Source organism: Flavobacterium sp. LHD-80, assembly GCF_030929605.1.
In the GTDB taxonomy this organism is placed as follows: Bacteria; Bacteroidota; Bacteroidia; order Flavobacteriales; family Flavobacteriaceae; genus Flavobacterium.
Genome location: NZ_JAVFVS010000012.1, coordinates 15,062 through 30,355 on the forward strand (window position 1 = coordinate 15,062; position 15,294 = coordinate 30,355).

Annotated in this window: 13 protein-coding genes and 1 pseudogene; 12 read left to right on the plus strand and 2 right to left on the minus strand. The window is 34.1% G+C overall.

The window, feature by feature from the left end; translation table 11 throughout:
- The first annotated feature begins 184 nt into the window (after positions 1-184).
- Entirely contained in the window at positions 185-946 is a 762-nt protein-coding gene (locus tag RB619_RS17080; RefSeq protein ID WP_308099688.1) for a phosphatase PAP2 family protein, read from the plus strand.
- Positions 947-1,027: 81 nt separating this feature from the next.
- Here the strand turns inward: RB619_RS17080 and RB619_RS17085 are convergent, their stop codons facing one another.
- Positions 1,028-1,801, minus strand: a complete 774-nt coding sequence (locus RB619_RS17085; RefSeq protein WP_071636747.1) for a LexA family transcriptional regulator — start codon at positions 1,799-1,801, stop codon at positions 1,028-1,030.
- An 89-nt stretch (positions 1,802-1,890) separates the two neighbouring features.
- Here RB619_RS17085 and dinB point away from each other — a divergent pair, with 89 nt between their 5' ends.
- The 6 genes and pseudogenes from dinB to RB619_RS17115 all read left to right on the plus strand — a co-directional run bounded on the left by dinB (position 1,891) and on the right by RB619_RS17115 (position 9,482).
- Positions 1,891-3,072, plus strand: a complete 1,182-nt coding sequence (dinB, locus tag RB619_RS17090; protein ID WP_308099691.1) for a DNA polymerase IV — start codon at positions 1,891-1,893, stop codon at positions 3,070-3,072.
- A pseudogene (locus RB619_RS17095) lies at positions 3,072-6,125 on the plus strand (DNA polymerase III subunit alpha). Before dinB ends, RB619_RS17095 begins: the two are co-directional and overlap by 1 nt.
- A gap of 108 nt (positions 6,126-6,233) precedes the next feature.
- On the plus strand, positions 6,234-7,613 hold the full coding sequence (locus RB619_RS17100) for an exonuclease domain-containing protein (RefSeq protein ID WP_308099693.1): 1,380 nt from the start codon (positions 6,234-6,236) through the stop codon (positions 7,611-7,613).
- A 23-nt stretch (positions 7,614-7,636) separates the two neighbouring features.
- Complete coding sequence (locus RB619_RS17105; protein WP_308099695.1) at positions 7,637-8,263, plus strand: alpha-ketoglutarate-dependent dioxygenase AlkB; 627 nt, start codon at positions 7,637-7,639, stop codon at positions 8,261-8,263.
- 161 nt (positions 8,264-8,424) lie between these two features.
- A complete protein-coding gene (locus tag RB619_RS17110; protein ID WP_308099697.1) occupies positions 8,425-8,886 on the plus strand; it encodes a DUF1810 domain-containing protein in 462 nt (153 codons plus the stop codon).
- A gap of 185 nt (positions 8,887-9,071) precedes the next feature.
- Positions 9,072-9,482 carry an MFS transporter gene (locus tag RB619_RS17115; protein WP_308099699.1) on the plus strand — a complete coding sequence of 137 codons (411 nt, stop codon included), beginning with the start codon at positions 9,072-9,074 and terminating at the stop codon, positions 9,480-9,482.
- Positions 9,483-9,571: 89 nt separating this feature from the next.
- On the opposite strand, the gene RB619_RS17120 is transcribed toward RB619_RS17115, so the two are convergent.
- The gene (locus RB619_RS17120; protein ID WP_308099700.1) at positions 9,572-10,990 is read right to left on the minus strand and encodes an amino acid permease; all 1,419 of its coding nucleotides are present in this window, start codon (positions 10,988-10,990) and stop codon (positions 9,572-9,574) included.
- Positions 10,991-11,356: 366 nt separating this feature from the next.
- Between RB619_RS17120 and RB619_RS17125 the strand changes: the two genes are divergently transcribed.
- From RB619_RS17125 to RB619_RS17145, 5 genes are all read left to right on the plus strand, one after another.
- Entirely contained in the window at positions 11,357-12,523 is a 1,167-nt protein-coding gene (locus tag RB619_RS17125) for a C10 family peptidase (protein WP_308099702.1), read from the plus strand.
- A 679-nt stretch (positions 12,524-13,202) separates the two neighbouring features.
- Positions 13,203-13,601 carry a DUF5958 family protein gene (locus tag RB619_RS17130; RefSeq protein WP_308099704.1) on the plus strand — a complete coding sequence of 133 codons (399 nt, stop codon included), beginning with the start codon at positions 13,203-13,205 and terminating at the stop codon, positions 13,599-13,601.
- A 100-nt stretch (positions 13,602-13,701) separates the two neighbouring features.
- Positions 13,702-14,139: a hypothetical protein gene (locus RB619_RS17135; RefSeq protein ID WP_308099706.1), complete on the plus strand. Its 438-nt coding sequence runs from the start codon at positions 13,702-13,704 to the stop codon at positions 14,137-14,139.
- 29 nt (positions 14,140-14,168) lie between these two features.
- Positions 14,169-14,588 (plus strand): lipocalin family protein, encoded by a 420-nt coding sequence (locus tag RB619_RS17140; protein WP_308099708.1) that lies wholly within the window; start codon positions 14,169-14,171, stop codon positions 14,586-14,588.
- A 167-nt stretch (positions 14,589-14,755) separates the two neighbouring features.
- Positions 14,756-15,280 carry a hypothetical protein gene (locus tag RB619_RS17145; RefSeq protein ID WP_308099709.1) on the plus strand — a complete coding sequence of 175 codons (525 nt, stop codon included), beginning with the start codon at positions 14,756-14,758 and terminating at the stop codon, positions 15,278-15,280.
- The last annotated feature ends 14 nt before the right edge of the window (positions 15,281-15,294 follow it).

Sequence of the window (15,294 nt, forward strand, 5' to 3'; positions counted from 1 at the left end):
TATATCGTCCCGCTGGGACTTTATTTACTTAAAATCAGCAATCTGAATAAAATAAAATTTAGCCAATCTTAATTCAACTACCTCATTTAAAAACAACAAATTAATATTCACTTAAGGTTCAATTAAGTCCAAAATACGTACGTCAAACATTCGTTACTATTGCAAAATATAACGAAAACAAACGATGTTTTACAAAACGATTTCCCTTGTATTTCTATTCGGATTATTTTCTGCGAATGCACAGCAAAATGATTCGATCACAAAAATTGACAGTACTTCTCATAATTTAAAATTCAATTATAAGCAATTAATTATTCCATCGGTTTTAATTGGTTATGGCGTAATTGGTTTAGAAAGTGATCAGCTTTTGAGTTTTAATCATCAAATTAAAGATGAAGTTACCGAGGATATTGACGAGAAAGTTACCATTGACGATTTCTCGCAATATGCGCCTGCCGTATCTGTTTATGCACTGAATGCTTTTGGAGTAAAAGGCAAAAATAATATGCGCGATCGTTCTGTAATACTTGTTACATCGTATGCGATTATGGCGACAACTGTTTTAGGATTAAAATCGATTTCACATGTAGAAAGACCTGACGGAAGTTCGAACAACTCCTTCCCTTCTGGACACACCGCAACTGCATTTATGGGAGCCGAATTTTTATACCAAGAATATAAAGACAAATCGATTTGGTACGGAATTGCGGGTTATGCCGTTGCTACTGGAACGGGACTTTTTAGAATCTACAATAATCGTCATTGGCTGACAGATGTCGCTGCGGGAGCAGGAATTGGGATTTTGAGTACCAAAATTGCGTATTGGATTAATCCATATATTACTAAAAAGCTATTCAAATCTTCTTCTGAAAATAAATCAACTTCTATGATAATGCCTTTTTATAATGGACAGCAATATGGGTTGAGTTTTGCCAAAGTTTTTTAGTTTTTTTTTGCCACAAAGGCGCTAAGACACAAAGCTATTCAAAAAAACTTTGTGTCTTAGCGCCTTCGTGGCAAACTCTTTTTATGTATTCGAAGTATTATTCTTAATCTCTCGAACTTCACGTTTCAATTCTAAAAGCAAATCTTTCATTGCTCCAGTTTCCGATATTTCTTGTTTTTTATCCGAACGGCCGATGTTGCATTCGTATTCCCAAATCTCCAAAATATCAGAAGCTTTCACTTCATAATTTGGGTAAAAACTATTATCTGATTCTAAAACCAGAGCGTTCTTTTTGTTTTTATTGAGACGTTTATAAACCATTCCTTCATTTTTGGTAATCAGAATATAGGTTTTTCCATCCATCACCTCTCCCAGTTTTTCTACATAACGACCAATAATAATAGAGCCATCTTCGTGCGGAGGCATTGAATCGCCTTCAACGGGAAATCCGCGATGTTTTCCTGGTCCTAAAAAAGGAAGTGTAATCTGCTGTAAACTTTCAATATATTCTGGATCAGCATATCCGTTAAGATAACCTGCTTTTGCTTTTTGGGAAACAATTTCAATAAAATTTTCTCCAAAACTATCCACTTGAATGGGCAAAATAAGTCGGTTTCCTTCTAGTTTGATCAAATTTTGCACATCAATTTTACGTATATCGACAGATAATATCAAGTCGATACTCATATGAAAATATAATGCAATCTTCTTTAAAATGTCATACGGTGCTTCCGAAGTTCCGTCTTCGTATTTCACGTATCTTCCTCTTGTAATACTTAGGTTTTCAGCTAATTTTTCTTGTGATATTTTATGCTTAACCCTTAGTGCTCTGATGTTGTCTGAAAATAAGGACATAATTAATTTGTTATAATTTGGAACAGCAAATATACAAAAAATTGTTATCACCTGTGCTAATTTTGTTCCATACAAAAACAAAAAGGAAAATGGCACGGGCAATTGTACATATGGATTTGGATACCTTTTTTGTATCCTGCGAGAGACGCACCAACTCTGAACTCAATGATATTCCGCTTATTATAGGTGGCGGAGACCGTGGCGTTGTGGCCTCTTGTTCGTATGAAGCCCGAAAATATGGAGTCCGTTCTGCGATGCCAATTCGTATGGCATTAAAACTTTGCCCAGACGCAAAAGTGATGAAAGGCGACATGGAATTATATTCGCAACTTTCTCATGATGTGACTGAAATTCTTCAGGAAAAAGCGCCTGTTTTAGAAAAAGCAAGTATCGATGAATTTTATATGGACATTACTGGAATGGACAAATTTCACGGAAGTTATAAATGGACAAATGAACTGGCTCAAAAGGTGATTAAAGAAACCGGACTTCCAATTAGTTTTTCATTATCCATCAACAAAACCGTTTCTAAAATTGCAACTGGAGAAGGCAAACCTGTTGGGAATCTTCAAATTCCGGAACAAGAAGTACAAGATTTTTTAAATCCGCTTTCGATTCAGAAAATCCCGATGGTTGGCGCTGTGACTTTTCAGCTTTTGTCCCGAATTGGTGTTCGCAAAATCCAGACTTTGGCCGAAATGCCTGCCGAAGTTTTACAACAGATGATTGGCAAAAATGGTTTGGAACTTTGGAAAAAAGCCCACGGAATTGACCATACTCCTGTTGAACCTTATACCGAAAGAAAATCAATTTCGACCGAAACTACTTTTTCTCAAGATACTATCGATCTTGCCAAACTGAGAAGAATATTATTAGGAATGGTCGAAAAACTGGCTTTTCAACTTCGTGCGGAACAATGGCTGACCTCAACCGTTACAGTCAAAATACGTTACGCCAATTTTGATACCGAAACCAAACAATGTCGAGTAGCTTATACCTCTGCCGATCATATTTTGACGAAAAATGTAATAGAACTTTTTGAGAAAGTGTATCAGCGTCGTATGCGTCTGCGTTTAATTGGCGTTCGCTTCAGCGGACTCGTGCGTGGCACTTATCAAATTGATCTTTTTGAAGACACTCAGGAAATGCTTTCACTTTACGAAGCCATGGACAAAATGAAAAGCCGTTATGGTTTTGATGCCGTAATGCGTTGTGCCGGAGCTCATTTTAAACCAAATACCAAAGACAAAATTTTAAAACGAAAAAAATAATGTATCTCAATTGTCATTCTTATCATTCGTTACGTTACGGCACAATTCCGCTTAAGGAATTGATTGCTGAAGCCGTTTTGCATGATATTAAAGCAATGGCATTGACTGACATTAATACCGTTACCGGAATTTACGATTTCATAAAAGCGTGTCAGGAAAAAGAAATCAAACCTTTAGTCGGAATGGAATTTCGATGCAATCATCAATTCCGATATATTGGTTTGGCACAAAATGCCGAAGGTTTGGCAGAAATGAATGTTTTTCTGACGGAACATAATTTCAGCGGAGAAACTTTGCCTTTAATCGCGCCTGAATTCAAATCGGTTTTTGTGATTTATACTTTGAAAAATGCTCCGAAAGTGCTTCGCCAAAATGAATTTATAGGTATTCGTCCTGAAGAAGTTTCGAGGCTTTTTACATCGGAACATAAAAATAAAATCTTAAAGATGGTTGTGTTACAGCCGGTAACTTTTAGAACCAAAACAGAATACAATCTGCATAAAATTCTTCGGGCAATTGATACTAATATTATTTTATCCAAACTCACAGAAGCTGATCATTGCAAGATTTCAGATTTGATGCAACCTGAAGGATCTCTTTGGCCTTTTTATGAAAAATATCCTGAAATCATAAAAAACACTCAGAAAATCATTGATTCCTGCAGTTTTGAATATGAATTTGGTATTCCAAGAAATAAAAAATTCTATACCGAAAGTCGTCAGGAAGATTTAGAAAAACTAACTGATTTAGCTTGGGAAGGTTTTCAAAATCGTTATGACAAAGGTAATTCGGAAGCAAAAAAACGTGTCGAAAAAGAACTAAAAGTAATTGATGAATTAGAATTCAGCGGTTATTTTTTAATTACCTGGGACATTATTCAATACAGCAACAGTCAGGGTTTTATGCACATTGGACGCGGAAGCGGTGCCAACAGTATCATTGCTTATTGTCTCGGAATTACCGATATCTGCCCTATTGAACTCGATTTGTATTTTGAACGTTTTTTAAACCTCAACCGCAAAACTCCGCCCGATTTTGACATTGACTGGAGCTGGCAGGAACGCAACACAATTCTGGAATATATTTTCGGGAAATACGGTAAAGATCACGTTGCCTTTTGCGGTACAAATGTTGAATTTAAATACCGATCTATCTTCAGAGAAGTTGGAAAAGTTTTTGGTCTTCCGAAAGAAGAACTGGATATGCTGGCCAAAAATCCTATGGCTTTGCATTAAACCAATAAGATTGTAAAACTGGTTCAGCAATACGGAATGTTGCTCGAAAAATACCCCAATCAGCGCAGTATGCACGCCTGCGGAATTCTGATTTCTGAAGAACCAATTACAAACTATACACCTCTTGAAATGCCTCCAAAAGGATTTCCAATCGTATTGTTTGACATGCACATCGCCGAAGAAATTGGTTTCGAGAAATTCGATATTCTAAGTCAGCGTGGTATTGGCCATATTGATGACAGCGTAAAACTAATTGAAAAAAATCGCGGTATAAAAGTTAATATTCGCGATACTTCAATTTCTAAAGACGAAGCCGTTTGCAATTCCTATTTAGCAAAAGGACATACTATTGGCTGTTTTTATATCGAAAGCCCCGCTATGCGCGGTTTACTGCGTCGTTTAAATTGTGACAATTACAAAATTCTTGTCGCCGCGTCGTCTATTATTCGTCCCGGCGTTGCTCAATCCGGAATGATGAAAGAGTACATTTTTCGTCATAACAATCCAACTCAGTTTGAGTATTTTCATGAGGTTTTCAAAGAACATCTTGGCGAAACTTACGGCATTATGGTTTATCAGGAAGATGTAATTAAAATTGCCCAGCATTACGGTGGACTTCCAGCTCCTGACGGCGATATTCTTCGTCGTGCTATGTCAGGAAAAGGAAGATCTCTCGAAGCCTTGCAAAAAGTAAAAGATAATTTCTTTGCGAGCTGTGCTCAAAAAGGGCATCCCGAAACTTTGAGTCAGGAAATTTACCGTCAGATCGAATCTTTTGCGGGCTATTCTTTCTGCAAAGCGCACTCGGCTTCTTATGCAGTTGAGAGTTATCAAAGTTTGTACTTGAAAGTCAATTATCCTGTGGAATTTATGACAGCAGTAATCAACAATCAGGGCGGTTTTTACAGAACCGAAGTGTATGTACACGAAGCAAGAATGTCTGGCGGAACAATTCATAATCCGTGTGTGAATAAAAGCGAATATCAAACCACTTTATATGGTACCGATATTTATCTCGGTTTTATGCACATTCAAAGTCTGGAATCAAAAATCGCTCATTTAATTGAAGAAGACCGAAATAAAAAAGGGGATTTTAATTCTTTGGAAGATTTTATAAACCGAATTCCAGTAGGGATTGAAGGTGTTAAAACTCTGATTTTCATTGGCGCTTTTCGTTTTACGGGAAAAACCAAAAATCAGCTTTTGGTTATTGCGAGTTTGCTTTTAAACAATTTTAAACCTGAAAACAGAAACTTAAAACTTATACAAGAACCCGTTAAAGAATATAAACTTCCAACACTCGAGCGTTCAGTTTTTGAAGATGCTTTTGACGAAATCGAATTGTTGAGTTTTCCTGTTTCCTGTACTGTTTTTGACATTTTACAAACCAAACATCGTGGCGATATAATGGCAAAAGATTTGGTTCAATATCATAAAAAACAAGTCCGAATGCTGGCGTATCTAATTTCCAGAAAACACGTTCCTACCAAAAAAGGAACCATGTATTTTGGAACCTGGATCGATCACGAAGGCACTTATTTTGATACCGCTCATTTTCCGGATAGTTTAGAGAAATATCCGTTTCAGGGCGGAGGTTGCTATTTATTGTTAGGAAATGTCGAAGTCGATTATCATTTTCCGACCATCACAATTATCAAAATGGCAAAAATGCCTTTTATTCCCGATCCGCGTTATATGGATTCAAAAGATCAATACAGAACACAAAATCAAATTAAAGAAGATATAAGCCTTACGCACAGAAAACCTTATCCATCGGAACATGAAATTAATCTGCCGCGACATAGGATGAAATTTTAGTATTCAGTGTTCAGAATTTAGTGTTCAGGTAGACACTGTGACTGAACACTAAATTCTGAACACTGAACACTTAAAAAATAACTAAAGAAGAACTTACGTTATATAAAGATGAAAAATACGGAATATGCCATAGTCGATATCGAAACCACAGGTGGTAACGCCAGTGGCAGTCGCATTACAGAAATCGCCATCATTATTCATGACGGTGAAAATGTAATCGATCGCTTCGAAACGCTTGTTAATCCAGAGAAAGAAATTCCACTTTCTATTTTTGGATTAACGGGGATTAATAACGAAATGGTGGCTAATGCGCCTATTTTTGATGACATTTCGGAGAAAGTTCTCGAAATGCTTACTGATCGTATTTTCGTTGCTCATAATGTCAACTTCGATTATTCTTTTGTACGTCATCAACTGGAACAAGCGGGATTTAAATGGACCGCAAGAAAACTGTGTACCGTTCGCGCTGCACGAAAAATCAAACCGGGATTAGCATCATACAGCTTAGGAAAACTTTGCCATTCGCTAAATATACCTTTAGAAAATCAACATCGCGCTGGTGGAGATGCAGATGCAACTGCAATCTTATTTTCTCAATTACTGGAATGCGACGATGAAGGCGAGATTGCAAAAATGGTTAAAATGACTTCACAAGATCAGCGTTTGCCTCCTAACCTTCCTCCCGAAGATTTTAATAATTTACCCGAAAAACCAGGTGTCTATTATTTTTATAATGAGGTAAAAAAAGTGATTTACGTTGGAAAGGCAATCAACTTAAAAAAACGCGTAGCTTCTCATTTTAGCGGTCATAAAATCAATCCGCAAAGGCAACATTTTTTAAGAGATATTCACGGAATTTCCTTTGAAGTCTGTGCTACCGAATTAATGGCGCTTTTGCTAGAATGTACCGAAATAAAACAGCTTTGGCCGACTTACAACAGAGCATTAAAACGTTTTGAAGAAAGATTCGGTATTTATCAATATGAAGCAAGAAACGGATATAAATATTTAGCAGTTGGAAAACTAAGCAAGTTCCAGACTTGTATTCATGAATTTAATAGTTTATACAACGCCATAAATTTACTCAGAGATTTGTCTGAACAATTTAAAATTGACCAAAGATTCTGCAAATATTCGAGACCCGAAGAAAGAGAACTTCCGCAAAATAATGATATCAAAAATCTCCCAGATGTCTTATTTCATAACGAACAAATCGATAATGCAATTGATTTTTTATTAAATAACAGACCCACTTTTGCGATTATAGACAAAGGAAGATCAAAAGACGAACGAAGCTGTATCTGGATTGAAAATGGTCATTTTTATGGAATGGGATATATTCCTTCAGATATTTCGATTCATGATCCGTTAGAAGTAAAAAATTATGTCACACAATACAAAAGCAATCAATATATGGTGCATTTAATTTTTGCTTTCGCAGAAAAATATCCAGGTAAAGTATTCTTTAACAATCCGTTTCAGAATTAAGCTAAAATCTAGAAAATTAAGTTATGACACTATTTAACGACACCGAATTATTTACCGCAGGTTTGGCAGGAAAAAAAGTATTTGACATTCCTGATTCTGAATTGATTTTGATTGATAATTTCTTCACAAAAGAAGAATCTGATCGTTTTTATGAAAGAATTCTTCGCAAAACCAAATGGAGAGAATATGAAATGGAAATTTATGACAAAACCTATACTGTTCCTAGAATGATTTCTTGGTATGAAGACAAAGATAATCCTGGAGCAGACCTGAAAGGACCTGACTGGACTTATGATTTATTGACTATTCGAGGCCGCGTTGAAAAAGAAACGCAGGTTGAATTTAACAGCCTTCTCTTAAATTTATACCGAAATGGAAGTGACGGCGTAGGCTGGCACAGCGACAAAGAACATAATTCGGGACCAAATCCTATTATTGCTTCGGTGACTTTTGGCGAAACGAGAATGTTCAGACTTCGTCATAAATATAGCAAGGAAATTCCGCAGGTTGAGATTCCGCTGCATCACGGTTCCTTTTTATTAATGGCTGGAACGACTAATAGTTTTTGGCAACATCAAGTTCCGAAAACAGCTCGCGATGTTTTGCCAAGGATCAATCTTACCTTTAGAAGAACCAATCGAAAACTTTGATTTTTATAGAATTGAATGATTAAGAAAACTTTTTTTTGACTAAAAAAACAGTAGGATATTCCTTCTTTAAAAAGTTAAAACCCACACTGTATGAACCTTTTATTAGGCAAACCCTATCTTTTTTACTACTTTTGCAACCTTTTTTAAAATACAATACCATAATGGCTTATTCAAACAATGATTTAGCGCGTTTTTTAGATGCGCAAAATAAACTTTATCTTACCGCTCTTTCTGAAATCAGAAAAGGGAAAAAAGAAACGCACTGGATGTGGTTCATTTTTCCGCAAATAAAAGGTTTGGGCAAAAGTGATACAGCAAATCTTTATGCCATTAACGATTTAAAAGAAGCTTCAGTTTATTTAGAGCATCCTATTTTGGGAAAACACTTAATCGAAATTTCAGAACTTTTATTGACTTTCAAAAGAAAATCAGCTGATGGAATTTTTGGCGATTTAGATGCGCGCAAATTGCGTTCGTCTATGACTCTTTTTTCATTGGTAGAAAATACAAACCCAATATTTCAGGAAATCCTAGAAGCTTTCTTCTCAGGAGAATCTGACCCACTTACTTTGTCCATTATTAATTCAACAATAAAATCATCTGCTGAAGCTGTTGAGATATAAAACAGATTCCAGATTATTTATATCAAAGAGACACTGCTTAATTGCAGTGTCTTTTTTTTATCTTATGAAGAACAAAAAAATCAAAATGGAGGTTAAAATGGTAATTCTTATTTAGCGAAATACTAATTTTCAGACAATTAATTCCTAACTTGCATGTACGAAACACTTTCAAAACCAAACAAATCATGTCTGAAAAAATTAAAGTGCTCCAAATTATCCATCTTGCCATTTGTGCGGGAACAATTATAGCTTATTACATTTTAGGCGACCTTTCGATTGAAAAATTACGCATTCCGGTAATCGATTCTTCTTCCGCAGTATATGTTTTAATTCCTGTTCTAGCGTTTGTTTTTAGCAGTTTTCTATTCAAATCTCAATTGAAACAAATCAATCCAAAATTAAAACTTGAGGAAAAATTCCCTATTTATCAAACAGCTTCGATCCTGCGCTGGGCTGTTCTTGAAGGTGCCGCTTTTTTAATCTTAATTTTAAAACCAGATTTTATATTATTCGGAATTCTAATTTTAATTTATCTGATTTTCCTAAGACCAACGGCAGAAAGAATAGACAATGATTTATCGAATACTAACAATTAAAATAAAAAAAGCGTCTTATAATAAAATAAGACGCTTTTTAATTTATAGACAAAGTATAAAACTTGAAACTTTAAACCTTAAACAAAATTTTATTCCTCTTTTGGTTTTGTTAAATAGTAAACCGGAATACCTGCCAACATTATTAATACCCCCCAACCACAAGTTGAAAATTTCGTAAATAATAATGAAATACAAATTGCAGTTGCAACTATGATATACAACATTGGTAAAAACGGATATCCAAATGCTTTGTAAGGTCTTTCAACATCAGGCATTTTTCTTCTTAAAATAAAAATTCCGTAGATCGTCAAGATGTAAAAAATCAAAACAATAATGATTACAAAATCTAGTAAATCTCCATATTTTCCTGTCAAACATAACGCCGAAGCCCAAATACATTGAGCCCACAAAGCCCATGCTGGAACGCTTGATTCATTTAAAATAGCTGCTTTTTTGAAGAACAAACCATCGTTTGCCATTGTATAATAAACTCTTGCACCAGCCATAATTAGCCCGTTGTTGCAGGCAAAAGTCGAAATCATAATCATAATAGCAATAATTAGAGTTCCAATATCTCCAAAAATATATTGCGAAGCCACAACTGCTACTCTATCCGATTTTGCAGTTGCAATTTCTTGAAGAGGCACAACAGCCAAATACATCAAATTGGTCAAAACATAAATTACCGTTACGATAAAAGTTCCTAGAAACAAACTCAAACCAACATTGCGTTTTGGATTTTTAATTTCACCGGCAATAAAAGTAACGCCATTCCAAGCATCGCTTGAAAACAATGAACCTACCATTGCAGCAGAAATTCCGGTAATCAAAGCCGTTCCGCTAATTGGAAGCCATGAAGTGCTTTCGGCATTATACGTTCGTGTTGTCCATGCATCAGCCCAGTTGGCATCCCAAACCGAAGCTTTTGCAGCAAGCGTTAATCCAAAAACGATTAACCCTAATAATGATAAAATTTTAATTATAGTTAAAACAGTTTGCAGAATTTTTCCGTTTTTAACGCCACGACTGTTAATGTAAGTCAGTAAAATAATCGTGAAAATTGATACTAGCTGTGCTGCATTTAATTTAAACGAACCCAATTCGTAAAGAATATTTTCGTCACTAAATGGCTCATAAATATAAGCTGCAAATTTTGAGAAAGCTACTCCAACGGCCGCAATGGTTCCGGTTTGAATTACTGCAAAAAAACTCCAGCCGTATAAAAAGGCAATTAATTTATTATAAGCTTCTTTGAGGTAAACATATTGTCCTCCTGCTTTTGGAAACATCGCACTTAATTCGCCGTAGCTTACGGCTGCGATAATGGTAATTAATCCAGAAATCAGCCAAATCAGCGTTAGCCAGCCGGCAGATCCAACTTGTCGCGCGATATCGGCACTTACGATAAATATTCCAGATCCAATCATAGAACCAACTACAAGCATGGTTCCGTCTAATAATCCGAGTTCTCTTTTAAAATGTTCATTTTCTTGGTCGTGTTCTTGCATTTTTTTTGGTTTTGGGTTGGTTAAAGATATACTTTTTTCTGATTTTTTAATTGGATTGTTCAATGTTAGATTATTTAACTCTTAAAATAAGATTTAAAATTTCCATACTAAATAAAAATGGCTTGTTACGTTTTCCCGTAATGATATAACATTTTAAGTATATACTTTTACCTTAATAAATTAACAATTAATATTTTACATACTAGCGCATTGAAGAAAGAATAAGTTTACATAATGGAAGAAATTAATTTTTTTGCATACAATAAATATTTTGAGAATTATTAAAGCTATTTTAAATCTAAAAAAAAAATTATGAAAAAAAACCAAAAAACTTTGTTAAAGCTTATTTATATAGTTTTTGCAAGTATGTTATTATTTTTAAATTCCTGTCAAAGCGATAACGAAACTCCAATACAAGCAAAAATAGATTCACATCTAATTTCTCAGGAAAATGCCATTATAGTAGCTGAGAATTTAATGGCAGGCGGTAAAATCTCTTCTAAATTTAGCAAGGGATCAAAAATAAAAAAAGCGAATAATGTATTTGTAATGTTTACCACAAAAAAGGATGCAGCGTTCTACATCATAAATTATGAAAATGGAGGATTTGCAATAATATCCGCAGATGACAGAAATACTCCTGTCTTAGCCTATTCTGAAAATTCAACTTTTGATAACAATCAGGCAAAATATCCTGAAGGCTTAAAAATGTGGTTATCTTTACAAACCGCAAATATTGAGCATATTAAAATTAAAAATGAAGATCAAACTGACATTCATAAGACGGAATGGAGCGTTGCTTCTAAAATTATTACTGCCAATTTAACGGGCAAAATACCACCAGATGATCCAACCTCTTGTCCGAATGGTGTGACTGAAACAGTTGGTCCATTATTAACAACAACTTGGGGACAATGGGGGGGATATAATGATTTAATAGATGAATTCTGCAGTAATAACTCAACCGGAAGAGTGCCCACTGGCTGTGTAGCAACTGCTATGGCACAAGTAATGAAATACTATCAAAGACCCTTGACATATAACTGGGCAAACATGCCTAATACTTATGGAACAATTAATACCGCAGGACTTATGCTTGACATCGGCAACGCTGTTGACATGGATTATGGCTGTGATGGATCAAGTGCAAAGTCTGAAGAGAAAATTGTTCCAGCTTTTATAGATAGTTTCCATTACTCAAATGCAGCAGACGCAGATTACGATTACTCAACTGTAATTGCAAATATTAATGCACGAAAACCTGTAATTTTAACCGGAGGAAGAAAAAAAGATGGAGTCTCTATTAATATGTATACAGATGGACACGCATGGGTTTGTGATGGCTACATGAGGCAAAGTGTCTATTCCTATGACCCAACGCGAGGAGGTTGTAATGGCGCTGTAATTTTACAACTTCATATGAACTGGGGATGGTCTAGCTTATATGATGGTTGGTACGCTTTAAATAATTTTAATCCCGGAAATAGTACTTACAATTATCAACCAAGAATGTATTACAACATAACACCGTAATTCAATCCAAATTATTTTTCTCTAGTAAATTATTCTCAAAATAGAAAAACCACAAATGAAATTTTGTGGTTTTTTTTTATTAAAAAAGTAATCATATTATTTTCGAATCTTTACAATCCTAAACACAACCCTTTAATTGTTTTTTCATCTTATAAGCAAATCAAAAACCTATGAAAAAATTTATCGCCATTTTACTAGTTTCTTTTTTTTATTTCCTATAGTCCTGATGATGACAAAGCAAAAAATTCAGACATTGTTGGAAAATGGAATTGGATGGAAAAAGTATAACCATGATAAAATCAACCCATACAGGAGAAATGGAAAAATGCATTTATCCTCTACTTGCTTGCTTTGCGTTGAAGACTGTGCAGACAAATTCACAAAAATCAAATAAACTTACTTCTTCAACTTCATAAAAAAGCTGCAAATTAACTTGCCCTTTTTTTACGTCAAAATTTGCTTTTACGGTTTTCCGCACTTTTTTACTGATTCAATTATTTACATTTGAAAATCAACTTTAAATTAAATTCATTGAATCAGAAACTAATTTTCAAATTCAAAGAGACCTTCAAATGTTATTTTCGAATAATGAACTAACTTCTGATTAAAAGAAGCGCCTTTTATTTACTCAAGATAGCTTGAGAATTGAGTTTGGAAAACTAAACCAAAAGAAAACCCAGTGAAAAAATTAGAAAAAATAATCAACAAAACTGCACAAGGCAAACTCGAATTTAATGTTGGCTTAGCGCTTTTACTAGAAAGTGATTATAATTTCAAAGCATTATTTACAACTTTGCATAATTACATTATCAATTCTATTCCAGACAAAATTGATTTCAATACCGAAGCTTATCAAAACGCATTAAATACAATTCCTTTAAAACCATCTTATACGCCTGTGGCTCTTTTAAAGACTTTCTCTACTAAAATTGCTTTTCAAAAATTAGCTTTGCTTCCAGAAGAGGAAAACAATAAAACTATAACCGCATTGCTTTGGATTTTTAAGATAACAGACACCGAAAGACGGAATACAGAATGCAAAGATGGCTGTGGGCATTATTGGCATGAAACCGAATAAAAGTTTGAATTAAAAATGCGCAACAAATTTATTTTCAAAATAATACCAATTGCCACGCAACCAATTTAAATTTTATTCATCTTATAAAAAAAGAAAAATTATGAGAAAAATAATTACATTTTTTATTCTTGCTATCAGCTTAATTTCTTGCAGTTCAGAAAGCGATTCGAACTCAGGAAAATCTGGTATTTACGGAAAATGGAATTGGGTTCGTACAGATGGAGGCATTGCTTTTCATTTACATAGTACGCCAGCCTCTACAGGAAATTCTATTCAATTAAGTTTAAATAAAGACAAGACTTTTTCGATAACTAAAAACGGAAAAACAACTGCTAGCGGCAACTATGAAATTACGATGCAGAAATCCATTTTTACGGGAGAAATGGAAAAATTCATTAGTTGTAATATTACCGAGAATCTTCAAGAATCTCTTGATATTACAATAAGAGGCATAATAACAAATTCTGAATCAAATAAACTTGAAATTTCGGAAAATAATCCAGACGGAATTGGAAGTGGTTTTGTTAGAATTAAGTAAAAAAGCATTATTAAATAATAAATTTCACTATGAAAAAATTAATCATTTTATTAGTTTTTGCATTTTTGCAAATAGGTTGTAATAATGATAATGACTCCAAACCACTAGACACTAATATTGTAGGTACTTGGCAACTTGTACATGTTTATTCATCAGATGGAGGATCAAATTCAGGTTGGAATCGCGTAAAAAATGGCTACACCTATACTTTTAAAGACGATGGTTCGTTTACTTCGACACGTTTTAAGGAATGCACATCAGGAACTTATAAATTAGAAGCTTCATTGCTGACATTGACTTTTGGATGTCCCAATTTTGGTACTAAAATGACTCCGAATGGAACATTTATAGAAAACTACAATATTGAAGATGGAAAAATGATCTTATCACCAACCTATTTATCATGTATTGAAGGCTGTGGATATAGATTTATGAAAATTAAAAATTAGAATTTTATAATATTGAGAAAATTAAAGCAGCAAATTAACCTTGCAGCTTTTTTTATTTAAAATTTCAACTTTTACGACTTACCGTAATTTTTTATTCTATCAACTATTTATATTTGAGAACTATAAATATGATTTAACTTTTAAACCTTTTAACCAAACCTGCTCAAATGAAACTATACCAATCATTGATCTTAATTTTTTTGTTTGCATTTACATTCAGCTTAAATTCATGTGGCGCTATTGCAAAAGGACATGCAAAAAATCATTTCACCGAAGAATCTGATGCCATCCCACCAGAATTTGGGAAATTTGACAATCAGGTTCTTTTAATTGTTCTAAAAAAACGTTCTAGCTACGACAAATATTTAAAAAGTGCGGCAAAACGATATTTAGGTAAATATGAATTTATTACAGCAGATCAAATAGAATCTGAAAAATACAACCAAAAAACCATATACCGTTATGTTTTTGATTACGACGAAGGTTCTTCGCGAACAGTGCATTATTCAGGCAATTCTCAATTTCATACGCCACCTTCAAGCAGTACAATAATATTTAAACAATTCTTGGTAAGAGACAGACTAACAAATAAAACCTATAAATCAGGCTATGAAAGTGCTTATTTTGGAAAAGCCATGAAAGCTTATATGGAAAATTTAGAGTTGAAGAGATCATCAACTATGAAAATATAAATTAGATTATAAAT